This is a genomic window from Flavobacterium sp. N2550 (genome assembly GCF_025947265.1).
Lineage (GTDB): Bacteria > Bacteroidota > Bacteroidia > Flavobacteriales > Flavobacteriaceae > Flavobacterium > Flavobacterium endophyticum.
Genome location: NZ_CP110007.1, coordinates 1728434 through 1750714 on the forward strand (window position 1 = coordinate 1728434; position 22281 = coordinate 1750714).

The window sequence follows — 22281 nt, forward strand, 5'->3', positions numbered from 1 at the left end:
GGTCTTATGGTATAGCTGCCTGCTCATTTTGTCTTGCGTTTGTGCTTCACGAAGTTCTTACATGTAAAAGACATTGAACTTATGTCCGTCGGGGTCTGCAAAAACAAAACCGTAATATCCTTCTCCGAATTCTTTGGGTTCGGAAATAATAGTTCCGCCTGCGTTTTCTACTTCTTTTGCCCAATTATATACCTGTTCTTTGCTTTCGGCAGAAAGGGTGAATATGATTTCGTTGGCGCTGTGGGAGTCGGCGATTTCGATGTTTGTATTGGTCTTGAGGATGTCTGGCAGGAAGAAGTGCATTATAAAATTGTCTTCACCGAAAAAAAAGCTTGTAAGGTCGTTAGAGCTTCCGTTGTGCTTAAATCCTAATTGGGTATAGAATTTAGTGGTCCGTTCTAGATTGCTTACGGCTACATTAGCCCACATTTTTTTTGGATTCATAATTTTTATGTTTTGATTGTTAGTATAAACTTTGCTTGCCTTTGTGGGGGTAGGTGGCAGGATGTCAGTTATATTAGTTGTAACTGTTTCTATCAAATATATTAAATTATTTTGTGGTGTAAAAGATTCTTGAGTAATGGTTTGTCTGCTATCATAGATGTTAAAATAACATCTATCTTGCGCCTAAGAACAACAAGCTGTTAGTCTTCTATAGCTTCAATGCCTTGCTGTTTTAGTTTTTCTAAATGGTCTTTCATGGTCTTGAGCTGTTCGGCAGTGTGCGGTTGCCATTCTTTTAATTCTCCGATAACGCGAAGCGGGTTTTGGGAACGGTATGACTTTGTAGGATTGCCAGGGAATTTCTTGTCGGTCAGGTTAGGGTCGTCTTCAAATGCGCCTGTCGGTTCTATGATGTAGATTCTTTCTGAACCTTCGCCAAGGGCAAGCTCGGCACCCCAAGTGGCCGCCTCGAGGGTTGCCGTAAAATAGATGTATTTTGCCTTGTTCTGTTTTCCGTAGTTGGAATTAAAACCGGGCTGGATGAGGTCTCCTTGTTTTAGGTCTGCTTTTGTGCCGTGGTAGTATTGGATAGTTTCTTTTGAGTGTGCCATGGTAGTTTTAGTAGGTTGTCAATTTTTATTATAAAGCTTCTTTTAAATTGTTTTTTTATAGTTTATTTCCACTTATAATTATTGGACCAATCATAGAATTGTTGAATTTTAATCGTTTCATTTTTATGGAACTTAATCACATCACTATCTTGTGACGGCAGAAAAACTATGTATGCAAAAGGCTCGATTAGTTTTTCCTTTTTCATTTCTATAAAATAAGGCACAAGGAATTCCCAATAATATCCTTTGTTTTCTTTTTTTAATTCGTCTAAAGCTTCGCATAGGGTTCCAAACTTTTCTATAAATTTTTGGCATTCTGTCTTGTCTTTGTTTTTGCTATCGTAATCTAATGCGGCAGCCATTGATAATATCAAGTCTGCGGACGAAAAATCATTATCTGTTTTTTTGCCGTTTTCATTTATAGAATTAGGATTAATAACTAAAGAGATAGAATTGTCTTCTTTTTGAGAAACGCCTTGCGACATAAGGCTGATGATCATTTCGTAATTTCCTTTTGCTCTAGACGATTTATTTTCTAAAGCTAAAAATCTGCTAAAAGATAAAATTGAAGGAATGCGGTTGCTGTCTTTATTTAAAACTCCCAACGCATTAAATGAACTTGAATGGTTAGGATTCGATTTTGTAGCGTTTTGAAAAGAAATGAGTGCCTTGTCAATTTGCTGCGCATTTACTAAAGTGATGCCTTTGTTGTAGTGAAGCTGATAATAGTCTGGATATTTCGCCAAACCTTCGTCGTATATTTTTAAAGAATTTTTAACCTGATCAAGATGATCTAAAGCGTTTGCATAAGAGACATAAACATTTTTTAAATCGTCTTTTGGGTGTGTTTTAATGGCAAGTTTGCTGATCTCAACAGCTTCAGAATATTGTTTTGTTGCGTTTAGTGTCAAAGCCTTTTCGGACAATGCAAGAAAATTGTTTTTATCTAGTCGCAAGGCATCTTCATACATTAAAAGGGCTTCGTTGTATTTTCCTTGGTCGTGCAAAGATACGCCTTCATTGACTTTCTTGTCAGCTTCTTCCTTGTTTTGTGAATATGACAGAATAGGCAGTAAGATCAAAAGTTTTACTATGTTTTTCATTCTATTTGTTTTATGGAAAGTTCTGCATAGAACAGAACCTTTTTAACTGTTTGAAATCAAATATAGGAATTATTTTAGCATAGCCTAAAACTCTTTATCAGCAATCTCCAAGAACACGGTCGTGAACAATTACAAATGTCATCCATAACGCGATCAGGATTAACAACACATTAATAATTGTAAATATTGTATAATAGTTTCGCTGAAAATCATTGGATCTGGCGCTTATTCTTGTAGCGTATAACCTAGAGGAAATTGTAATCAAAGCCATAACTATCAAGACGGCAAGCCCCGGATAAAAGCTGGACATTGCCGCACCAATAAGGCCGAGCAGCAAGGCAACAAAAGTTACTGCTATGGATAAGGCTGTGACCCTAGTAAATAGTTTCGTTTTCATTTTGATTGTGATTTAAGATTATTATTTCTTTTTGCTTTTTTGTATGCTTCCAAACATTTTTCAATCGGCCTGCCTTGTACATGAATGCAATTGCAGAAGTCGATGCAGGCTTGGGGATTGTCATTGTCTTTGCATTGTATTTCGCAATCGGGAATGGTATTGTGAGGCTGGATTTCGAACAGGTTAGTGATGATAAGTACTAGGATAAAAACAGCCGCCGCCGAACTGGCAAAGAAAGCCATAGGAAATTTAGTGCTCCGGGTTTGCTGCCGTAGAAAGGCATCATGGGGCGAACGATTAAAAGGGAGTATAAATTTGAGCTTGTCATAATCCCAAAAAAGGAGATAGGTGTTGGCCAGCACCATTAACGGAGAGGAGAGGAGCGAGCCTTCAAAACGTACGGCCAACGAAAGGATACAGATGTTTAGGATGATTGGGAAATAAAGCACAGCTCCAAGCGTAGCCGTACGGGGAATCAGCAGCAGTATAGCGGCTGTAACCTGCACGATGCCTATAAAGGTGTAATAATAGCTGGTTTCATGCAGGGCTTCTAGATAATGTCCCATGGGATGGTTGACAGACAGTGAAGTAAAGCGTTCTCCTGCAATCTTGACAAAGCCCGAAGGCAAAAAGCCTGCCGCCAAGGCAATGCGACAAAAGACGGTGAAATAACGCAACCATCTATTGCTTTTTGCCTGCAGATGTGCCTGTTCGAATCGGGAAAGCAAGTTCATGGTTTGAGGTATTAATCCCAATGAGTACCGTTAAGTCCTAAAACGGTGCCGATCCATAAGATAACGATAAAGGCAATCGCGCCGATTAAGAAAGCTGCTATTCGTGTCCAAGCTTTCTGGCCGCCGATGAATTGCTGGATGTAATGGAATAATCCGCCGCCAAAAGCACCTGCCAGAGGCACCATTATAAGAGGCTTGATTCTCCAGTATTTTCCCCATTCTGGTTTCGATTCGCCAGCATTTAACAGAAAGAAAACAATCAAGGCTGTGGCAATTCCTGCGCCAATCAATAGTCTTCTTCGTAAGGCCGTAGGGTCTGAATGTGATGTTGCATTATTCATAATAGTAAAGATTTAAAATTAATGATTTAAAGTACTTTGTAATTCAAAGTAAATACATATTTTAGAACTGTGCAATAAATAATTAAAAAAAAATTAGAGGGAATGCTAAAAGCAGCTGCTAAAGCCTGATAAGCAGTGGAAGTTATTGTTATATTCTTTTTTGCTGCTCGCTTTGGTGTATTGTCTTTTCTAGCCGCGACAGTCTGGTTTTTTCCTGCTTGGCATCCATGATCCAATGGATTGTTAGCTTTTTATAGGAGGGAGCTTGTCTATTAAAAAAATCCCAGGCTGCCGTATTCTTTCTAAATTGATTTTCATATTCGGCATCAAGAAGTACAGGCTCGTTTTCATAGGAGTAGATCTTGGATCGGCTTTCTATCCTTTGGGTGAAAGCGCTTTGCCCTGCTTCGGTCATCAGTCCGGCTTTGGTCAATGCTTCCATCTTTTTTATGTTGATGGCGCTCCAGTTGCTTGTCTTTTTTCGCGGCGTAAAGCGGATGGAATAGCTGTCTTTGTCGATGGACCTGCGTACGCCGTCTATCCATCCAAAGCAAAGCGCTTGGTCTACAGATTCTGACCAGGTCATGGAGGGCTTGCCGCTGCCTAGCTTATAGAAACCGACAAGGAGTTCTGTTTCTTTGGTATGGTTTTTTTCGAGCCATTTTCTAAATTCGGCCTGTGTTGCAAAAAAGGTCGCTGCCATTGGATTTGTTTGATTGGTGTTAGGATTTCATCAGCTGCTTGTGCTTTCTTCCCCAATCTTCAAGATTCTTGATGATGGTACTAAGCTGGTAGCCGATAGGGGTTAGCTCGTATTCGACCCTAGGAGGAACTTCTGCAAAAACGGTGCGCATCACTATTTTGTTTTCTTCTAATTTGCGCAATTGCAGCGTCAGCATTCGTTCTGTAATAGCGGGCAGGCATTTTTTTAGTTCTCCAAACCGCAGCTTGCCGTTAATCAGGTAGCAGCATATCGCCAATGTCCATTGTCCGCCGATGATGCCTGAAGCGTAAACCTCAAGGCATTCTTCTGCCAATAGCTTTTTGTTTTCGAAATTAGTCGATGTTTCCTTGATTTTAGTCATTACTTCCCTTTTTGATAGTATCCTACAATGGGTTGCTAATATACAAAATTGACCATGGCGGCGTACTTTTGTCTACGTTTTGTAAATAAATAATAGCATGAAAACACTAGTCATCATCATACATCCGAACCTGCAAGAATCGGTTATCAATAAAAGATGGATAGAAGAATTAGAAAAATACCCAGATCGTTATTTTGTCCATCGTCTGTATGAGGCTTATCCCGATGAAAAGATTGATGTGGCGAAAGAACAGCAGTTACTGGAATCGTATGACAAGATCGTATTCCAGTTTCCTTTTTATTGGTTCAACTGTCCGCCCTTGTTTAAAAAATGGCTCGATGAGGTGCTCACGTATGGCTGGGCCTACGGAAGCCAAAGCGGCTATAAGTTGGGCGGAAAGAAAATAGCACTAGCACTCTCAGTAGGAATTGACGAAGAAGAATACAGAGCCGACGGCAAATACAAATATACCTTGCGCGAGCTGACGGCTCCTTTTGAACTGACTTTTGATTATATCAGGGCAGACTATCGTTACTTTTTTGCGTATTACGGCATCGAACTGAATGCTTCACCTGAATGGATTGAAAAGAGCATACCTGAATATATGGGCTTTTTAGAAGCGCTGTAAAATTTACTGCGGTATCTGTTCTACTAATACTTCATTGCCTGCCTTGTCATAATACGTGCACGTCATTTTTTCCATGTCAACGGCCCATTTCTCGATGCCGCATGCCGCACTTACCGCTATAAAAGTGAGATAATCGCTCTGTCCTTGCTGGTGTGCTTTCAGGTCGGTTTTGAACTGTTCGAGATTGCAGTGGTCGGCAATGGGCACTATGTTATATTTAGTATCGGTCGCTGTTTTATAATCGGCAGTTCCATGATATTCAGTATGACCATCGGCTACAAAGGTTTTGTAATAGGTTACGCCCAATGCCTTGATTTCTTTGATGTAGGCCGGAAAGTCGGCACCTGATTTTACTTTGCTGTGTGCTTGTTGGATTTGTGCTATGGTAAACATCTTTTTTGGTTTTTAGTTTTAGACTCTCAGCGACCCTCTAAATCCCCTAGCCGCATAATAGGATTCTGCGCCATTGTGATAGAGAAATACAGTACCGTAGCGGTAATCGCAAAAGAGTGCGCCGCCCAGCTTTCGGATAGGAGCAGGAGTCGCTATCCAGCTTGAAGTCTTTGTGTCGAGCGGACCGAACTGCTGCAGTTCGCGGTATTGTTCTTCCGTCAGGATGTCGATACCCATAGCATCGGCCATTGCAACAGCGCTGTCTTTTGGCTTGTGCTCTTTTCTTGAGGCCAAGGCTTCGGGATCAAAGCAGACGCTTCTGCGGCCTTTAGGACTTTCTGGCGCGCAGTCGTAAAAGATATATTCGCCTGTTTTTGCGTCATGGCCTACAACATCGGGTTCGCCGCCGGTCTCTTCCATTTCGTCTAGCGACCATAGCTTTTCGGGATGTGCTTCTAGCCTTGCCTGTATATCGTCCCATTTGAGGCCTTTATGGCGGTGGCTATTTTTTTCAAAACGGGCTTTCAGTATGCCAAGCAATGTCTGGCTGTGTTCTGCCGAGAGTTTCTTTTTGCTGTCCATATCGTTATTGGTTGTTAGGTTTGACGAAATTTACTGTTCTATTGGCCGGCCTAAAATACCACGATACCATGGTTAATACCAGCAATAATAGGGGAGGGAATAGTTCTTTCACGGCATCGCCCGAAGCAATGTGCGAATAGATGGCTCCCGTCATGGCAAAGAAGAAGCCTGCATAGGCCCATTCTTTTAGCAACGTAAATTTAGGAATAAGTATCGTGATAACTCCTAAAAATTTCCATACCGCCAGCAAGGTCAGAAAATATAAGGGATAGCCCAGATGGGCCATCATGTCGGCTTCTTCTTTTACGTGCAGTATCTGTACGATTCCGGTCGACACCATTCCCAACGCCAGCCAGAGTGTCGAAATCCAATAAACAATTTTGTTTCTTTTTTCCATAGTGTGTTATTTTAAGCGGTCTGCAATTTCTTGAAGTCGGTTATGCGCCATATTGATGCCCTGCGCAAAAGGCAGCTGCAGTACTTGGTTCCTAAAAGCAACCGATTTGTATACAATGTGCATGGTGAGCTTGCTGGTAGTGTCCGTCAGCTTTTCAAATTCCAAGTACTCCAGCTGTACCGGAAAAGGCGTGTTTTCCATCTCAAAAGTACGGGTAATTCTTTGGTTCGGAAGGAACTCATGGATGGTGCCATTAGCGCTAAACAGTATATTGCCCTCTTTGTCTGAGGTTTCAAACTGATAGCCGCCATGCTTTTTGTTTTCGAGCTTTACTACTTTCGTGCCCATCCACTGTGCTACAATTTCAGGATCTTCATACGCCTTGAAAAGCAATTCCAAAGGCAGGTCAAATTCTCTGGTAATCAGCAGTTCCTGCTTATCCTCTTCTGCGTTGATTTTTGTCTTTCGTTCCATAAACTTATTTTTTTGATTGGTACTTTTTCATGATGCTTTCGAGCGTGTTGAATCTGTCGTCCCACATTTTTTGGAACGGCTCGATAAAGTCGGCTATTTCTTTCAGCTTGTTCGGATTTAGGTGGTAATACATTTCTCTGCCGTTCTGTTCCTGCTTGAGCAGTTCGCATTCGGTAAGTATCTGCAAATGCTTTGAAACCGTCGGCCTTGCGGTATCAAAGTTAGAAGCTATGGCGCCAGCGGTCATCGATTGCGATGATACCAATAGAAGGATGGCTCTTCTTGTAGGGTCGGCTATGGCCTGGAAAACGTCTCGTCTTAAATTCATTATGAAGTTATTTGACTACAAATATATATGAAGTCATTTGACTACACAATACTTTATGCAAAAAAATATCCAATAAGAAGACATCTGAGAGCTCATTAGGGCTCTCAGCTGTTGTTTTTAAAGGCTTTTACTAAATTAAGAAAGCAGTATTTTATGTAAATTTCAGATTCGGTAGATTGGTTTCCATTTTGTTATTACGAAAAACCGTAATAGCTGTAAACTATAGTTGGAATCTTATAACTATAGGGCATGAAATAGGATTACCTTTCCGAAAAAAGTAACGAGAAGTATTTATGATACCTAATGATGACCCAATAGAAGAAAAGAAGGAAAAGCCCAATTATAAGATTTTTTACTTTGTCTTTGCAATAATCATAGTGACAGCTTGCAGTATATATTACATTGAGCAGGAAAGAGAAAAAGCACTAAAAGAGGCCGTGTCTAACTAAAAGAAATCAGATAGCAAATACAAAAGTATCCTTATCTAATTCAGATGTATGGTACTGCCAGTTCATCTTCATTACTTTTGTAAGCATATCTTTTAAGACTCGGTAATTGGTCGGCTTTGTAATATAGATATTGGCTCCAGCAACGAGCGTTTCTTCGATATCTTTTTCAGAAGACGAAGTAGAATAGATGACTACAGAAAGCAATTTGTAACGTTCATTTTTTCGTATCTCCCTTAATGTTTCAAGACCGCCCATAATCGGCATATTTAAGTCAAGAAAAATAATATCAGGAACATCTTCTATGGCATTCAAATAATCGATGGCTTCTAGACCGTTCTTGAATGTCATCAAGACGTTATCTGAATTTAGTTCATTAAATGCATCTTGGAAAGTTTCCCTGTCGTCCTTGTCGTCATCGACTAGACAAATCCTTAGATTTTTCATAGGCAGTTGTTTTTAAGTCGCCTATGAAATAGAAAGAGAAATGTTGAAAAAACTTCAACTAAAGCAAAGGTGAATAGCAAATATACGAAAAAAAAGTGTCACTTTTTCATAATGTCCTCAGAATCGGAAAACTGGAGCTTGAGGCTTTCGAGCTTTTCATCATCCATATGGCCGTAATGGTCATGTGATATCAGCAGATAATCAATCTCTGGTATGTCCGCAGCCGTATGATGTTACTTTCTTTATACGCCTTTAGAGACTCTATTCATAGTAATATCGAATTAACCTTGTCAAAGTGCCATTTCTAAATGCCTTATGTTCTGTCAGGAGCTCCTTTTCATTATAATAAAATTCTGTTACGAGAGTCACGTTTCTAAAAAGAGTTTTTTTTCTGATTAATTTGTTTTGATCATATACAAAAGAGTTTTCGGTACAGTCTTCGGAAGTGTCAGAAAAAGTACATTCTTTAATGAGCGTATCATTATTGTCAAAATAAGAAATTGTTTTTTGATTGAAGCCATGGCTTTCAGGACTATTGATTTTTGTAACGATTTTGCCTGTGCTTGAATATTGGAAGGTAGTAGTCGATTCCAAATGAGGGCTACCCATATACCAGCCTGTTGAGTCAATTTGTTTGACCAGTTGCTGCAGGTCGTTGTAAAAGTAATTATGCTTTGTATGTATTTTATTTTTGTCGGTATAAGTCACCCATTCTGTTAGTTTTTTGTCTAAGTTGTATTTCCATTCTGAATTCAGGTATTTTTCTTGGCAATAACTACAAACGGTATTTTTTGAAATTATTTTTGGACTAAAACCATCAGTGCTGAAATATCTTGTACTATCGACCGTATGATACCATTTTATTTTTTGGTTGTCAGAATTGTAGAAATAGTCATCAATTTTAGGACGTTCAATGGAGTATAGAAGTAATAGGGTATCTTTAGAACTGATGGTATACATACGGTTAATTCCGCTGTAAGTACTTTTGATTTCCCTTTTTAAGCTATCATATGCATATTCTGTTACATGTGTGATTATATCATAGAATACCTCTTCCTTACGTCTTTTTTTTCTGTCAAAAGGCCTAGGCGTTGAGGTTTCTTTAATTACTTGTCCGTCATTATCATAGTAGGTCTCAAAATCATACCAGCCCATGAATAATGAACCATGTGATTGATGATACCACGTGTAATTTAATCCGAAAAGTTTGTTTTTAGAGATATCGAACTGTTTTCGATGCAACAGAAGGCTGTCTTTTTTTATCTTGCCCTTTCGACTGATAGTATAGGAATAGGCCACTGTCTTGGTAATATTGTTATCAATAAAGAACTGCCTCGGCGCTACATAAACCTCATCAGTTCTAAAATTATGAATAGCATAGTTTCCTTGGCTAAAAACCAAGTTTGCCGTTAGGAGTAAAAGGATTGTCTTGAAAGTTTTCATATTATCACATGGCATAGCTGATTACTGCTAATGATGTAAGTGAAAGTTTTATCCCTGCAAAACAGCAATTCTTTCAACTTTATTATTTTTAAAATATACGATAAGTGATCCTGTATTAATTCCTCTATGGCTATATCCTAGAGAATACATACATGAATTTTTTATAGAAGAGCTATCGTCTGGTTTTCCGAGCAGATTAATAATTTCCTTTTCAGACATTCCAATTAAGTCGTAATTGTTTCGCAAGCTATTCATCATGTCCCAACGTAAGCTTAAATTTTCTTCTGAATTGAGATTTGAGTTTTTCCATTTATCAGAATCAAATTTTTCATGACTAATCTTTCCTCTTATGAAAAAACTGCAAATAAATAGAACTACGATTATACTCATTGCTGTCTTAAGGCTATTCTTCATTACTTCTTTAAATTTATTTCAAAATAATGGCTTATTCTTTTCTATTTTCAGTCACATGACCATCTTTCCATAGCATCTTTAAACTAGAATAGATATTCTTTTCATCTTTTACGAATTGAATTTGAACATTCTCATCAAGCACATAGGTGTCATCAAAAATAGGAATTAGTTTGAATACATTGCTGCCGCCCCGTCCTGAATTTTCACATACGAATTGGTCGTTTTCAATATAGAACTTTAATCCGCCAACATAGGTACCTACATATTTGTTATAGGAAGCCGCGCTTAAATTTGGCGGATTTTGCTCGGCTATCAGCATATTCATTGCCCATTGGATTTTCATTTTGTCTTTTTCGCTTTTTGCCTGCGACAACAAATCTTGATAAATGACCTCTTGTGCCTTTTCTAAAGCCTTTGACGCTTCAACGGGTATATCTGGTGTTACGCCAGTCCCTTCCCAGTCCTTAAAAGTTGCCGTTGAGATTGGCCGAGCAAAAGGTATTCTTGCAATAAAGCCGCCACCCAGATCAAAAGTACCCGTCATGTGCGAACCTCCGCCCGTATTCTCACCAACAATGACTGCCCTTTTTAAGCTTTGCATGGAAGCTGAAAAAGCTTCTGCAGCAGAGAAAGTATTCTTGCTTGTCAGTATATAAACAGGCATCAGCAAGGTCAGCCCATTTGTGGCTGATGGGTCTGAAAATACGGAAATCGTATTTTTTTCGAAAGTATTTACGTTATCATATAAATGGGTTCTTTCTTTAAAAAAGTAGCTTTCCAGTCGATTAGCTGTATTCCCGCCACCATTGTAGCGCAAGTCAATTATTAATGCTTTTGTGCCTGATAAAAAAGTCAGTGCCGCGTTTAGGATAGGCTTTGCCTCATTCACACTGCCTGTAAACCCATTAAAAAGAAAATATCCGATGTTGCCCGGAAGAACCTCCACTTTCTGCAAATTGAAATTGTTATCTCTTTCAGCAGCTAAAAATTCTTCCATAGCCTTTGTTCTCTCTTCATGACTCATCTTATTTGGAGCCAACATGCCGGGTTCAAAATTGACGTGAAAATGTGAGTCATAATGGATACTCCTGATATCGTTTTCTAACTGACTCGCCAATTTTGCAGGATCTGTATTATTCTTATAAACTCCTTTTGCTAGTTGACTGCTTAAGTGGTTGCTTATTAAAAGAGCTTTGTCAGGGAATATGTAATAGCTGTTTAAAGATTTCTTAAGAGAATCTACCAAGCTGGCAATTTGATGACGGGTTACTCCCTTATTTAATTTTTTTTGAGCATGTCCAAAATGGATAGAGCATAACATAAAAAGAGGCAGTACCAGGAAGTGAAATCGTTTCATAGGAGTTAGTGGTTGAAGGTGGAATTTTACCAAAGATAGTAAAACAGCTACGCTATTTGGTTCTCCTATTGTATATTACTATTGTATAAGATGTTCTGTTTTAAGTTTTTAAACTCTGCTTTTAAAGTTTGTTCAATTATGTCAAAATTTTCTCGATTTCTTTTTCATCAAGTAATTCTAATTCATAAAAAAAGCAAGCTCCATTTCCGCCTTGTGGACTTCTATAGCCAATAACAATTCCTCGACTTGTTGATTCAGCTTGAATCAAGACAATTAATTCCTTATCTCCATTTTCTGAATCTATTAAATAGGCTAATCTAGGAAGTCCAATCTCAAAAGGGGTATGCTCGAAATCTACATCTTTAATGCAAAATACCGCTGTCCCGTTCTTTGCATCAGATTCATTTGCAATTTTACCAGAAAAGCTAGGAATGTTTTTCCAAGATCTTATATCAAAAGCGGGCCAGTTATCTTTTTCGGCAGTCATAAATTAGTACTATTTATTTGTTTTTCAGAAATTCGATTTCATTGCAATTATTGCACCAATAAAAAATGATTTCAGTATCCATTAAGTAACTAGAAGCCTTTTTTAAACAATCGGGACAATCTCTGATCTTTTGTTCATCTTCATAAGCAACATATCTGCAATTAAAACAATGCCATATCGTTAAACCTGAAGCCTCGTCATCATCCATGTACCATGTAAAAGAATCTTGCTTGCATTTTGGACAAATCTGAGTTGCCATAATTATAATGTTTTCGAAGCTAAATTAATTCAAAAATATAATTTTATTTCTTCATTAAGACGGGATTTACTAGGAGTTTGATTATTCTCTTAAATCCCGCAAAACAAAATTCTACACGGATTCAATAGGTCGCTATTGCTATACTTCTTCCCCATAAATTGATTTTCTTCATAATACAGCAGTTTTGCCGCGACTACTACAAAATAACCTTCGGGCAGTGCGGGACTGGTCCAAACCGTTTCGCATTGGACAGCAGCATCAAGAGGTATAGGCAACGTGAAAAAAGCATCCGTGATAGGAGAGCTTGCTTCAAATTTTGTAGCGCAGGCATATACGACCAGTTCCGCATGCGGCACCCCTTCTGTAAACCGTATCTGGCTTTTGGGCCCCAGTTCGGGAATAGTGACTTGCACCTGCCGCTGAGAATCCATAACGACTGTAATTTCTGGCAGGAAATACTTCTTAAAAGGCGAATGAATATTAAACTCAAATCCCTCCAAAGCCTTCATGTCAGCAGTAAAGGGAGTGCGCTGTCCTTTGGACAGGTGGGTGTTTTCGAGCAGGGCATTATAAAAAGCACCAGTCAGCCGACGGTACATATAGCTGTCGGTATGTCCGGCCAAAAAAGAATGCAATCCGATGCGAAGGTGTTTAGCCCAACGGCTGCAATGGCTAAATTCTGAAGCGCTCGCCACAGTCGCTCGGGTCTGGCGTATTTCGCCTGGATGGGACTGAATGATTTGTTTTCCGTTGAGATTTCTAAAAACCAGATTGCCGGTAGCGCCGCTGATGAAGTTTTTATTGCGTATATGTGCCATAGCGTAAAGTGTTTAACATTAGTAGTATAAACGTAATATTGCTCGACTTATTTTGTAGTTTTCTTCGGGATATGTTTATAATCATAGTATAGTAAATCTATAATGACTCTATAAAAAAGCAGTTTTTTATGGAGTCACTATGGACTCATTATGGACTTACTATGGACTCACCCTAAACAAAACTACACTTTAAGCACCTCGAAACTGTCTTTCTGTTTTTAGAATATCTTTTTTACGGTTTTCCGTTTTGAGAAATGATTGGGTGCAGTTATTTTAGCGAGGGTAAAAAGCCGTAACAAGAATATAACTTTTCAAAATATGATAACAGCAGTAGTGGGAGCAAGTGGTGCAACAGGAAAGTTATTGGTAGTGCAATTACTGGAAGCAGGGCAAAAAGTAAAAGTAATTGTCCGCTCTTCAAGTCTTATTCCAGAGCAATGGGAGAGCCATGAACGTATTACGGTTATCAGGGTAAATGCTATTACTGCTATCAGCGTTGATGAGATGGCAGCATACCTTAAAGACTGCCAATCGGTAGCTTCTTGTCTAGGACATAATCCGAACCTTAAAGGAATATATGGAAAGCCAAGACGGCTGGTTCAGGAAACAATCCGATTGTTTTGCGAGGCCGCTATTATGAACGCGCCAGAAAAACCGATTCGGCTGGTGTTGATGAATACGGCAGGAAATAGCAACAGGGATTTGGACGAGCGGGTTTCTTTTAGGCAGAAAATCGTGATAGGCTTGTTTCGACTGTTACTGCCTCCGCATCGTGATAATGAAAGAGCAGCTGATTACTTGAGAAAGAAAATAGGCCCAAACCATCCCTTTGTCGAATGGGTAGCTGTGCGTCCAGATAGCTTGATTGACGAGAAGTCTGTGACAACCTATTCGCTACATCCTTCGCCTACGAGAAGCGCCCTGTTTGACCCGGGTTATACCAGCCGCAGCAACGTAGCACACTTTATGTGTAGATTGTTGCGAAATGATGCGGTTTGGAATAAATGGAAAGGGAAGATGCCGGTGCTTTATAACGACAATACAACTGAAGCAAGGTAAATAGCATTCTCTCTAAAACAGCAGGTAAAAGATTTACTTTGACTAGACTGTAGGGACTGTAGGCTGTTTTTCGGATGGAGGTGGGCCGAAGGCAAGAGTATTTCGTCAAGCGAGATCAATCTGGCTTTTAGAAAGACTATTTTAGTAAATGATTCTTCGTCAATTTAAACTATTTTTATGTAGCTATTGTGGTTGTAGCAGGCTAATTCTTGTTTCGATTTTTTTCCAGTTTTATCAGCCTTGATAGCAAGAAAAGAAAAAGTATACTGCCTACTATCTTTAATAAGGCGCTGGAGTAGCTAAAAGGTTTGCTGATTTGTTGTAGTTCTGATGAAGTGTTGATTCTTATGGATTTGAAAAACTTCTCTTTTTTATCTATACTATAGGAGCCTACCTTTGAATAAATGAAAACATAAGTAATACCTTCTATATATAAAATTAAACTTTCTCCTACTTCTTGTTCTGAGTCTTTCCCCTTAAATCTTAGTTTGTAAGCGATATGCTTATCGACACTTATCTGTGTAGAATCTTTTAAAAATAAGCCTTTTTTGGCCATGCTTTTAAGCTGTTCAGCGATTACCTGTTGGTATATATTTTTTAATTCGGCAATATCTTTTGGAAGCTTACGATCTGGCACCCCATTCGATAATGCTCCAACACGCATGGCGACATATGAATCTTCTTTAGAGTTAAAAAAATACGCCTTAGCTATAGCGTTTTTCTCTTTATGCTCATAAGTCTCTGTTTTTCCAGAAAAGCTAACTGATACATTTTCGTCAAGTTTTGTTTGACTGAAAATCAATGTTGGGAATAAATAAGCACAGAGAATTAAAATTTTATTCATATAGGTTTTTTACTTTGGTAGTTTCATTGCTTTTTATGACAGTCAATTAATATTCCTTCATAAGATAATTCTAATGGGCTCTTTAGCTCTTTAATCGTAAAACTCTTTGAGGATAAAATCTTGCTTGTTTAATTTCTTTAATTCCTTGATCAGGTAATAGCGGTGCAAGAAGCCTGTGAGCACTACTATTTTTTTGCCAGGATGCTGTTGGGCAATAGTATAGATATTCTGGGCCATAGTTTTGTTTCTGAGGTCCCAAAAACCAGACATCTTCTTAAAGCCGTCTTTATAGCTTATCTTTTCGCCGTTGGGTTTGGTGACAAAACGTTTTGAAAATTCGGGCCTGCTGTCGGTTATCTTCAAGAGCTCGTGGTATTGAGATTCTTGTCTTTTTTCGGCAATACGATCTGTCGACGGGTTGTTGAATTTTTCGGGCGCTCCTTCGGCAATCTTCATGAGTTCTTGTGTGAGCGCATTAAAGTCTTCGTATATTTTTGCCTCTTTTGGAGTTAATTGCTTTGCCTTATAAAGACTGTCGATTAATTTGACTGTCAAATTATCTGTCGGTACCATGCCTTGGTCTTTGCGGTATTGGTTTCTTCCTTCAAATTCAAAAGGGAGCCTCATGGTGTTGGGACGTTTTTTTGAATAGAGATTGCTGGCTATGACCTCGTTTTCATTAAGATTTTTGCCTTGAGCATAGTCTTCCATTCCTTTTTTGTCGACTTCGTGCAGGATGATGTCGGGTCCTATTTTGTCTAGCATGCCCAATAGTATTTTAGGATGGTAGTTGGGAACGCTGTCATGTATGTTGCCGATGACATAGATTTCGGTCTTTTGGGCAGAGCAGATTGTTGTTAAGGCAATAAGGAGAATGGAGAAAAATCGTTTCATAGTATTTTAAAAAAGGGGTAGTCGAAATTAAGAAGGAATAAGCTTTAGCGCAGGATTCGTTTGGGTTTATTGTTAGGACAAAGATACAAGAAGTCTTACCTGCTGATATATGTCCTTTACTAATTAACTTTTTTTGTTGACGTTACATTTTGCTTTTTAGAACTCGTATTATTTTTTTTAACCCTACTAAAGTTCCATTAAAATAGCTGCCCTTTTTGAATTCGGGTATGAAATAATTATCGACAATCAATTGCGTTTCCTCATCTGTTAAGATTCTTTCGATTCCATTTCCGTTTTGAATCCTCATTTTTCTATAGCCGTCAGAAATTGCGATTAAGATTCCATTATCTTTATAGCGTTTTCCAACACCCCAAGTTTTGGCAATATGGAGAGACAAATCTTCAAATTTCTCGCGAGAAACTTTTAGAGTATCAATAGTGACGATTGCAATTTCGAAAGAGGTTTCTTTTTCAAAATTGTCGATGATAGTATTAAGTTCGGCTTTTTGATCGTCAGTATATAGTTTTTCATAATCAGTCACCCACTTTTTATCATTAAGAGGGTTGTTCCAAAACATTTCCCTGTAGAGTTCAATGTTCTTTGTCTTTAGGGAATCATTATCTGCAGTCTCAACTTGTGACCAAGTAGCTGTGGATAGTAGAAAGACAGCTATGCAGAGAACTTTATTCATGTTGATTTGATTAAGCATTATTCATAATTCTTTTTTTGTTTAAAGAACATTCTACGAAGTCCAAAATTGGAGTAATGAAATCGGTTATAATTTATTAAAATCAAATATAGGCATTTTTAGTACAGGTAAAATTCCTACGGTCGACATTGATTTCTGCAAGCCATTTCTTTTTTGTATTTTTGACAAGCTATAAAAAGTTATGACAGAAGAGAAAGTAATATTAGTCAACGAACAAGACGAGCCCATCGGATTGATGCCGAAATTGGAGGCGCACGAGAAAGCGCAGCTCCACAGAGCCTTTTCAATATTCATACTGAATTCAAAAAACGAAGTGATGCTGCAGCAGCGCGCTTCGCAGAAATACCATTCACCGCTGTTATGGACGAACACCTGTTGCAGCCACCAGCGCGAAGGCGAGACGAATATACAGGCAGGAAATCGCCGCCTTTTTGAAGAGATGGGATTTTCGACCGAGTTGAAAGAGCTGTTTCATTTTATCTACAAGGCTCCGTTTGACAATGGACTGACGGAACACGAGCTGGATCACGTCATGATCGGCTACTTTGACGGGGAACCTGAGATAAATCCAGAAGAAGTAGAAAGCTGGAAATGGATGGACATCGATGCGATCAAGGAAGACATGCAGCAGCATCCGGATAGCTATACCGTCTGGTTCAAGATTATTTTTGACGAATTCTATCATTTTCTTGAAGACCATAAGCTATAAATTTCCGATTTAGATCTTGGATTATACAATACACATCTTAAATCTCAAATCATAATTAAATGAGAGTAACTGTCAGCAGAAAAGCCCATTTTAACGCCGCGCACCGCCTGTATCGAAAAGATTGGTCGGACGAGAAGAACAATTCGGTTTTCGGAAAATGCAACAACCCGAATTTCCACGGGCACAATTATGAATTGGTAGCCAGCGTGACGGGAAGCATCAATCCGGATACGGGCTATGTGATTGATATTAAGGATTTGGCGGATATCATCCTTGAAGAGGTAGAAAAGCCTTTCGACCATAAGAACCTAAACCTAGATGTTCCTGAGTTTTTTGAGCTGAATCCTACAGCCGAAAATATTGCGGTCGTAATCTGGAATAAGATACGCAAGAGGCTTGGTGCCGACATGGATCTTGAGATCGTGTTGTATGAGACGCCTCGAAATTTCGTCAGCTATAAAGGCGAGTAATCTGCTTTATAACGAGAGCAGACTAGACACATTGAAAATCATATAAGCTATTAGCAAAATAGTATTACAATCAGAAGTGAGAATTTCTGTAATTTGTTTCCAAAAAATAGTATGAGTCTACAACTATATCCACTGGTATTCGAGCCAATACTCAAAGAGCGTATCTGGGGAGGTACCAAGCTGAAAGCCATCTTCAACAAGCCCATAACATCCGAGATAACCGGCGAGAGCTGGGAATTGTCTACGGTGCAGGGCGATGTGAGCCGGATTTCTGAAGGTGTGTATCAAGGAAAATTACTTTCGGAGTTGCTTTCTCAATTTCCGGCAGAAATATTGGGAACTAAAATATATGAGAAGTTCGGTACAGAGTTTCCTTTGCTGTTCAAATTTATTGATGCGAAGGAAGACCTGTCGATTCAAGTACATCCGAATGACGAATTGGCTAAAAAACGCCATAATTCTTTCGGAAAGACAGAAATGTGGTATGTGATGCAGGCTGATGAAGGAGCAAGAATTGTGGTAGGCTTTAAAGAAAAGTCAAGCCGAGAAGATTATTTAAAAAATCTAGAAAGCAAGACATTGTTATCGATATTAAAGGAGATTCCTGTAAAAAAAGGAGATGTCTTTTTCTTGGAAACAGGCACGATCCATGCTATAGGCGCAGGAATTGTTCTTGCCGAAATCCAGCAGACATCGGATATCACTTATAGGGTCTATGACTGGGACAGGGTAGATGCAGAAGGCAAATCGAGAGAACTGCATATTGACTTGGCGCTGGATGCGATTCATTATGATACGGCCGATGCCAAAAGAGAGTATGCGCAGGAAGAGAACAAGAGCAATCCCGCGGTGAGCTGTCCTTATTTTACTACGAACTACTTGCCTTTAAGCGGGAAGGTAAACGTAAGCAATTCTGAGGATTCCTTTAGAGTATATATGTGCATGGAAGGAGAATTTCAGCTGGATTATGAAGGAAAGGCATGGAATTATAAAAAGGGAGATACTATCTTGGTTCCGGCAGTCTTAAAAGATTTTACACTGCAAGGAAAGGCCGTGCTTTTAGAAATTTATATTTAATTGCCTCAAATAGAAAGATTATGCTTAATTTTGCAATCGCAAATTAAAATTTAAAATAAAAATGGCAAACGTTAAGAATTTAAAGAAAGACATCAACTACGTTTTAGGAGATATTATTGAAGCAGTATACATTTGGGAAATGTCTACAACAGGAAAACCGACTGAAGCTTCTGAGGCTTTAATTGATGAAGCAATCGTTACTTTTGATTCTTTGATCGCAAAAGTAAATGCAAAAAATGTAGAAAATAAAAAAGCACATTTCAAGCAAATCCATACAGAATTAGAACAAGCTGCTAATCAATTGGTTGCTAAAATCAACGCTTTGTAGTCGAAAAAAGATAAAAAAAAGTGCAGATTTTTTTTGGAAAATTAAAATTCAGAACTATATTTGCACCCGTATTGAGATGCCGGTGTAGCTCAGTTGGCTAGAGCAGCTGATTTGTAATCAGCAGGTCGTGGGTTCGAGTCCCTCTATCGGCTCAATAAAAAAACCATCTGTTAATTCAGATGGTTTTTTGCTTTTAAGAATTTTCCGAATTATAAAATGGATAAAAAAAACGTCTTGAATTTTCAAGACGTTTTTTTGTTTTATTCTCCGATCTTTTTTCTGTCGGCTATATATTTCGTAAGCATCTTTCCATATTTGGATTGGGCTACTTTTGGAGTCATCGATTTGTTGATCGTATCCAAGTATTTGATGTTGGCGTCATAAATGTCAGCCAAAGCAATATAAGGAGCGACTTCATGGTCTTTGTTGTTTAGCGCAAAGTTGATGGCAAACAGGTATTTCTTTTTGATGTTCTCGTCGTTTTTCTTTTCGATGTCTGCAGGGGCTTCGCGATTGAACTGCAAGGCACGCAGCTTTTGCTCGGTTAACGCGAGCTGGTTGCTCGTAAAGCGGCTCATGATCTTTTTGTAATCTTCAAATAGTTTTTGGTTTTTAGAACCGGTTATCTTGGCGTTCGCAAAGAAAGAGGCCAATGTAGTGTTTATGGTCATATTACCAGGCTCGGCAAAAAACATCAGGTTGTTGTCGATACTGTTGGTTTCTCCGCGGTCTAGAAAAAGATAGAGCATTTCTGGCGAGTCGATCTGCAGGTGGCTTTCAAAATTGGAATTCCCTTTGATGTTAATCGTGTCGACCGGAACTAAGGTGCTGTCGCCCATCTTTTGGATATAAAGCGTTCCTTGTGTGAGTCCTTCTACATTGCCTTTGATGTGGAGATTTCCTGTTGCTTTTTTCTCTTCCTTACAAGAGATGATGGCTAATGCTGCTAAAGCAAACACTATTTTTTTCATAATTGGTCTGGGTGTTTTCTTGTGGACGGCCTTTCTGGCGGTTTCCAAAATTTCTAATTCGCGGCAAAATAATAAAAAAATCCCCAATCTAGATTTTAAATTGGGGATTAGTTTTCTGACAGAGGCTAAATTATCCTTTTAGCCAAGCCTCTCTAAGTTTTGCCTTGCTGGCGTCGGTAGCCTGAAAGCCTTCAATTTCGTCATGCGGAAGCTTTACGGTTCCTTTTAGCAGCATTTCTTTGCCGCCGCGCTTTATCTTTACTGTAATCGGGTCGTTTTCTTTCCACGCGATACTGCCAATAATCATGTCGTATATGTTATCGAGATTGTATTTGGTACCGTTGATTTCGCTTATGATATCGTTGGGCTTGATGCCTAGGCTTTTGTAGAAATCAAGATTCTCGGCACCTGGAAGGACATAGATTTCTTTGGTCTGCGGATTTATCGAGAAATTTGGCTCCTGTCCTTTGAGGAATACATTGCCGGCAACTTGGGTCATTGCTTTGGTAACGCCCATTTTGGCAAAATAAACATCGTACGGAATCGGTGTCGGTCCCGCTACATAGGTATCGAGGAACTTTCTTACTTCAGGAGAAGTCAGCGATTCGATCTTGTCGAAAAGTTCGGTGTCGTCAAATGCTTTTTGAGTTCCGTATTCGTTAGAAAGCTTCTGCATCAGGTCAAGAATGCCTCTTTGTCCGTTGCTGTCTTGGCGGATCTGTATGTCAAGGCACATGGCAATCAGCGCACCTTTTTCATAGACGTTCTGGTACTGGTCTTTGTAAGGCTTTTGCAATACTGACGAGCTCATCTTGGTAAATGGCATCGTATCGTCCATAGTAGAAGCATTGGCAATCTTGGTAGCCATCCTTTGGTAAAATTCGTCTTCTGTAATCAAGCCTTGGTTGACTTGGAACAGGTTGGCAAAATATTCGGTAACGCCTTCATACATCCACAAATGTTCTGACATTTTAGGATTGTTGTAATCGAAAAACTGTATTTCTTTAGAGTGTATCGTTAGTGGAGTCACGATATGGAAGAATTCGTGCGAAACAACATCTTTCAATTGTTCTGCCAATTGTTCTTTCGGCATGGCTTCTGGCATTACCACAGTCGTAGCGGTAGGATGCTCGAGCGCTCCAAAACCTTGGGCGTCTTTTCGTGACGTATCTGACAGGTAGATCAGCACGCTGTATTTTTTAGTAGAATTGAATTTTCCTAAGAAATTTTTCTGGGCCGTCATCATGATCTTCATTTCCGGCGTGATGCTTTCGGCTGTAAACACGCCATTTGGAGAATAAACAGCAATCAGAATTTCCATACCGTTTACGGTAAACGTAGTGTAGTCTGGTTTGGAATACATGATTGGGTTCTCTACCAGCTCGGAGTATCTGGAAACCGTGAATACATCGTTAGTGTCCGCAGCATCCTTGTCGGTCATCGATGTGGCTCCCCATAAGGTTGCTGGATGCGCAATGCTTACTTGGTAAGGCGTTTCTACAAATTCTTTGAAATAGCCGACGAAACCGTGGGTGTTCAGCATGATATTTTTTCCTGCCTCGATGTTGGTTCCGGCTGGCGAAAAGATATCGTGTGTTCCTTCAATATCATAGGTGTCGTTTACCCAATAGGTCAATTTGGCCAGCTTTTTGGCATCGTTGATCGTCCATGAGTTGTCGTCTACTTTGGCTACAACCAAGGTATTGCCTTTGGCATCGTAGGCTTTTACGTTTTCTAGGAACTTCCCATAATCATCTTCAGAATAGGTTCCTGGGATTATTTTCGGAAGATGGTAGGTTATTTTTTCAGATTTAATCGCTGGCGGCGTGACCGTGACCATTACTTTATCGTCTTTGATATTGGTAAGGTCGATCTGTACCTGGACTTCATTTTTTGCAGTATTGGAAACTACATTTTCAGATGGCTTGCAGCTCCATAGCAATGCGGCAACGGCCAGTGAATAAACTATTTTTCTCATTATCTTTTATTTTGTCCTAGATAAGTGCCTTGAGCTTGTCTTTTGTTACAGCTT

Annotated in this window: 30 protein-coding genes and 1 tRNA gene; 7 read left to right on the forward strand and 24 right to left on the reverse strand. The window is 39.2% G+C overall.

The window, feature by feature from the left end; all coding sequences use genetic code 11:
* Positions 1-57 precede the first annotated feature (57 nt).
* From OLM56_RS07560 to OLM56_RS07595, 8 genes are all read right to left on the reverse strand, one after another.
* Positions 58-444, reverse strand: coding sequence for a VOC family protein (locus OLM56_RS07560; protein ID WP_264528868.1), 387 nt, complete (start codon positions 442-444; stop codon positions 58-60).
* A 200-nt stretch (positions 445-644) separates the two neighbouring features.
* Entirely contained in the window at positions 645-1055 is a 411-nt protein-coding gene (gene arr / locus OLM56_RS07565; protein WP_264528869.1) for an NAD(+)--rifampin ADP-ribosyltransferase, read from the reverse strand.
* Between the two features lie 62 nt (positions 1056-1117).
* Positions 1118-2158, reverse strand: a complete 1041-nt coding sequence (locus OLM56_RS07570; RefSeq protein ID WP_264528870.1) for a tetratricopeptide repeat protein — start codon at positions 2156-2158, stop codon at positions 1118-1120.
* Positions 2159-2255: 97 nt separating this feature from the next.
* Entirely contained in the window at positions 2256-2555 is a 300-nt protein-coding gene (locus tag OLM56_RS07575) for a hypothetical protein (RefSeq protein WP_264528871.1), read from the reverse strand.
* Positions 2552-3289 (reverse strand): DoxX family protein, encoded by a 738-nt coding sequence (locus OLM56_RS07580; RefSeq protein ID WP_264528872.1) that lies wholly within the window; start codon positions 3287-3289, stop codon positions 2552-2554. The genes OLM56_RS07575 and OLM56_RS07580 overlap by 4 nt, the downstream gene beginning before the upstream one ends.
* 11 nt (positions 3290-3300) lie before the next feature.
* Positions 3301-3630 carry a potassium transporter KefB gene (locus OLM56_RS07585; protein ID WP_264528873.1) on the reverse strand — a complete coding sequence of 110 codons (330 nt, stop codon included), beginning with the start codon at positions 3628-3630 and terminating at the stop codon, positions 3301-3303.
* A 148-nt stretch (positions 3631-3778) separates the two neighbouring features.
* Positions 3779-4333 carry a YdeI/OmpD-associated family protein gene (locus tag OLM56_RS07590; protein WP_264528874.1) on the reverse strand — a complete coding sequence of 185 codons (555 nt, stop codon included), beginning with the start codon at positions 4331-4333 and terminating at the stop codon, positions 3779-3781.
* Between the two features lie 19 nt (positions 4334-4352).
* Positions 4353-4715 carry a winged helix-turn-helix transcriptional regulator gene (locus tag OLM56_RS07595; RefSeq protein WP_264528875.1) on the reverse strand — a complete coding sequence of 121 codons (363 nt, stop codon included), beginning with the start codon at positions 4713-4715 and terminating at the stop codon, positions 4353-4355.
* Between the two features lie 97 nt (positions 4716-4812).
* Between OLM56_RS07595 and OLM56_RS07600 the strand changes: the two genes are divergently transcribed.
* Positions 4813-5343 (forward strand): NAD(P)H-dependent oxidoreductase, encoded by a 531-nt coding sequence (locus OLM56_RS07600; RefSeq protein ID WP_264528876.1) that lies wholly within the window; start codon positions 4813-4815, stop codon positions 5341-5343.
* 3 nt (positions 5344-5346) lie between these two features.
* Here OLM56_RS07600 and OLM56_RS07605 read toward each other — a convergent pair whose 3' ends face one another.
* The 11 genes from OLM56_RS07605 to OLM56_RS07655 form a co-directional block, all read right to left on the reverse strand.
* On the reverse strand, positions 5347-5736 hold the full coding sequence (locus tag OLM56_RS07605) for a DUF1398 domain-containing protein (protein WP_264528877.1): 390 nt from the start codon (positions 5734-5736) through the stop codon (positions 5347-5349).
* Positions 5737-5754: 18 nt separating this feature from the next.
* Complete coding sequence (locus OLM56_RS07610; protein ID WP_121376696.1) at positions 5755-6318, reverse strand: DUF4256 domain-containing protein; 564 nt, start codon at positions 6316-6318, stop codon at positions 5755-5757.
* Between the two features lie 4 nt (positions 6319-6322).
* Positions 6323-6715 (reverse strand): DoxX family protein, encoded by a 393-nt coding sequence (locus OLM56_RS07615; protein ID WP_264528878.1) that lies wholly within the window; start codon positions 6713-6715, stop codon positions 6323-6325.
* A 6-nt stretch (positions 6716-6721) separates the two neighbouring features.
* Positions 6722-7189 (reverse strand): SRPBCC family protein, encoded by a 468-nt coding sequence (locus tag OLM56_RS07620; protein ID WP_264528879.1) that lies wholly within the window; start codon positions 7187-7189, stop codon positions 6722-6724.
* A 4-nt stretch (positions 7190-7193) separates the two neighbouring features.
* Positions 7194-7517, reverse strand: coding sequence for an ArsR/SmtB family transcription factor (locus OLM56_RS07625; RefSeq protein ID WP_264528880.1), 324 nt, complete (start codon positions 7515-7517; stop codon positions 7194-7196).
* 455 nt (positions 7518-7972) lie between these two features.
* A complete protein-coding gene (locus OLM56_RS07630; RefSeq protein ID WP_121376691.1) occupies positions 7973-8410 on the reverse strand; it encodes a response regulator in 438 nt (145 codons plus the stop codon).
* A gap of 261 nt (positions 8411-8671) precedes the next feature.
* Positions 8672-9853 carry a hypothetical protein gene (locus OLM56_RS07635; RefSeq protein ID WP_264528881.1) on the reverse strand — a complete coding sequence of 394 codons (1182 nt, stop codon included), beginning with the start codon at positions 9851-9853 and terminating at the stop codon, positions 8672-8674.
* A 48-nt stretch (positions 9854-9901) separates the two neighbouring features.
* Positions 9902-10267 (reverse strand): hypothetical protein, encoded by a 366-nt coding sequence (locus OLM56_RS07640; protein ID WP_264528882.1) that lies wholly within the window; start codon positions 10265-10267, stop codon positions 9902-9904.
* 31 nt (positions 10268-10298) lie between these two features.
* A complete protein-coding gene (locus OLM56_RS07645; protein WP_264528883.1) occupies positions 10299-11624 on the reverse strand; it encodes a S41 family peptidase in 1326 nt (441 codons plus the stop codon).
* A gap of 136 nt (positions 11625-11760) precedes the next feature.
* On the reverse strand, positions 11761-12111 hold the full coding sequence (locus tag OLM56_RS07650; protein ID WP_264528884.1) for a hypothetical protein: 351 nt from the start codon (positions 12109-12111) through the stop codon (positions 11761-11763).
* A gap of 348 nt (positions 12112-12459) precedes the next feature.
* Positions 12460-13188 (reverse strand): hypothetical protein, encoded by a 729-nt coding sequence (locus OLM56_RS07655; protein ID WP_264528885.1) that lies wholly within the window; start codon positions 13186-13188, stop codon positions 12460-12462.
* 318 nt (positions 13189-13506) lie between these two features.
* On the opposite strand from OLM56_RS07655, the gene OLM56_RS07660 reads away from it, so the two are divergent.
* The gene (locus tag OLM56_RS07660) at positions 13507-14247 is read left to right on the forward strand and encodes an NAD(P)-dependent oxidoreductase (protein ID WP_264528886.1); all 741 of its coding nucleotides are present in this window, start codon (positions 13507-13509) and stop codon (positions 14245-14247) included.
* Positions 14248-14449: 202 nt separating this feature from the next.
* Here the strand turns inward: OLM56_RS07660 and OLM56_RS07665 are convergent, their stop codons facing one another.
* The 3 genes from OLM56_RS07665 to OLM56_RS07675 form a co-directional block, all read right to left on the reverse strand.
* On the reverse strand, positions 14450-15091 hold the full coding sequence (locus OLM56_RS07665) for a hypothetical protein (RefSeq protein WP_147406623.1): 642 nt from the start codon (positions 15089-15091) through the stop codon (positions 14450-14452).
* 90 nt (positions 15092-15181) lie between these two features.
* Positions 15182-15985: a hypothetical protein gene (locus tag OLM56_RS07670; RefSeq protein WP_264528887.1), complete on the reverse strand. Its 804-nt coding sequence runs from the start codon at positions 15983-15985 to the stop codon at positions 15182-15184.
* A gap of 142 nt (positions 15986-16127) precedes the next feature.
* The gene (locus OLM56_RS07675) at positions 16128-16676 is read right to left on the reverse strand and encodes a TPM domain-containing protein (RefSeq protein ID WP_264528888.1); all 549 of its coding nucleotides are present in this window, start codon (positions 16674-16676) and stop codon (positions 16128-16130) included.
* Between the two features lie 199 nt (positions 16677-16875).
* Between OLM56_RS07675 and idi the strand changes: the two genes are divergently transcribed.
* The 5 genes from idi to OLM56_RS07700 all read left to right on the forward strand — a co-directional run bounded on the left by idi (position 16876) and on the right by OLM56_RS07700 (position 19430).
* Positions 16876-17403, forward strand: a complete 528-nt coding sequence (gene idi, locus OLM56_RS07680) for an isopentenyl-diphosphate Delta-isomerase (RefSeq protein ID WP_121376680.1) — start codon at positions 16876-16878, stop codon at positions 17401-17403.
* Between the two features lie 59 nt (positions 17404-17462).
* Entirely contained in the window at positions 17463-17873 is a 411-nt protein-coding gene (locus OLM56_RS07685; RefSeq protein WP_121376679.1) for a 6-carboxytetrahydropterin synthase, read from the forward strand.
* A gap of 111 nt (positions 17874-17984) precedes the next feature.
* On the forward strand, positions 17985-18950 hold the full coding sequence (locus OLM56_RS07690; protein WP_264528889.1) for a type I phosphomannose isomerase catalytic subunit: 966 nt from the start codon (positions 17985-17987) through the stop codon (positions 18948-18950).
* A 61-nt stretch (positions 18951-19011) separates the two neighbouring features.
* The gene (locus OLM56_RS07695) at positions 19012-19278 is read left to right on the forward strand and encodes a hypothetical protein (RefSeq protein ID WP_121376677.1); all 267 of its coding nucleotides are present in this window, start codon (positions 19012-19014) and stop codon (positions 19276-19278) included.
* A gap of 78 nt (positions 19279-19356) precedes the next feature.
* Positions 19357-19430, forward strand: a tRNA-Thr gene (locus OLM56_RS07700).
* Positions 19431-19538: 108 nt separating this feature from the next.
* On the opposite strand, the gene OLM56_RS07705 is transcribed toward OLM56_RS07700, so the two are convergent.
* Positions 19539-20249 (reverse strand): DUF4369 domain-containing protein, encoded by a 711-nt coding sequence (locus OLM56_RS07705; RefSeq protein WP_264528890.1) that lies wholly within the window; start codon positions 20247-20249, stop codon positions 19539-19541.
* Positions 20250-20379: 130 nt separating this feature from the next.
* Entirely contained in the window at positions 20380-22227 is a 1848-nt protein-coding gene (locus OLM56_RS07710) for a peptidase M61 (RefSeq protein ID WP_264528891.1), read from the reverse strand.
* Between the last annotated feature and the right edge of the window lie 54 nt (positions 22228-22281).